Source organism: Terrisporobacter petrolearius, assembly GCF_020748185.1.
GTDB lineage: Bacteria > Bacillota > Clostridia > Peptostreptococcales > Peptostreptococcaceae > Terrisporobacter > Terrisporobacter petrolearius.
Window position 1 is genome coordinate 1 of record NZ_JAHZMO010000176.1, and the last position, 457, is coordinate 457.

A 457-nucleotide genomic window follows, 5' to 3' on the forward strand; every position below is an offset into this window, starting at 1 on the left:
TTGAAAGTACTAACAAAAGTTAATACTTTATATAAAGATTATGTGGTTATTATAGCAAAGAGGATACACCTGTTCCCATTCCGAACACAGAAGTTAAGCTCTTGAGCGGCGATGGTACTTGGGGGGCGACCTCCTGGGAGAGTAGCACATAGCCACGTAAGGTGCTGGTGTGGCTCAACGGTAGAGCAGCTGACTTGTAATCAGCAGGTTGTAGGTTCGATTCCTATCACCAGCTCCATAATATCGCGGAATGGAGCAGTTGGCAGCTCGTCGGGCTCATAACCCGAAGGTCACAGGTTCAAGTCCTGTTTCCGCAACCATTTTAAAATTATGGCTCATTGGTCAAGCGGTCAAGACACCGCCCTTTCACGGCGGTAACAGGGGTTCGATTCCCCTATGAGTCACCATGCGGGTGTAGCTCAATGGTAGAGTTCCGGCCTTCCAAGCCGGCTGTGAG

At 49.2% G+C, this 457-nt stretch carries 3 tRNA genes and 1 rRNA gene; all 4 read left to right on the top strand.

From position 1 onward, the window contains the following. Positions 1 to 41 precede the first annotated feature (41 nt). The 4 genes from rrf (at position 42) to K0040_RS20190 (ending at position 407) form a co-directional block, all read left to right on the top strand. Positions 42 to 158 (top strand): 5S ribosomal RNA (rrf, locus tag K0040_RS20175). Between the two features lie 5 nt (positions 159 to 163). Then, a tRNA-Thr gene (locus tag K0040_RS20180) sits at positions 164 to 238 on the top strand. A gap of 6 nt (positions 239 to 244) precedes the next feature. Next, positions 245 to 320 (top strand) — tRNA-Met (locus K0040_RS20185). A 12-nt stretch (positions 321 to 332) separates the two neighbouring features. After that, positions 333 to 407 (top strand) — tRNA-Glu (locus tag K0040_RS20190). Positions 408 to 457: the final 50 nt, after the last annotated feature.